1 pseudogene is annotated in these 221 nt (G+C 71.9%); it reads left to right on the top strand.

Features of this window, described 5'->3' with window-relative positions:
* A pseudogene (locus FJ658_RS16365) lies at window positions 1-221 on the top strand (response regulator transcription factor); the annotation flags it as partial.

Raw genomic sequence — 221 nt, 5'->3', positions numbered from 1 at the left:
CGACTACATCGCGAAGCCGTTCCGCTTCGACGAGCTGCTCGCGCGGGTGCGGGTGCGCCTGCAGGATGCGCGACAGCAGCAGGCGCAGCCCGCGGCGGCGCAGACGCTCGACTGCGGGCGCGTCAGTCTCGACCTGCGCACGCGCCGCATCACCTCCGAGGCAGGCACCTTCGACCTGTCGGCGCGCGAGTACGCGCTCGCCGAGGAGTTCATGCGCAACC

Origin of the sequence: Schumannella sp. 10F1B-5-1 (genome assembly GCF_006517535.1) — a bacterium.
Classification (GTDB): Bacteria; Actinomycetota; Actinomycetes; order Actinomycetales; family Microbacteriaceae; genus Schumannella.
The sequence above is the reverse complement of the archived record's forward strand: the minus strand, read 5'-3'. Positions and strand labels throughout refer to the sequence as shown.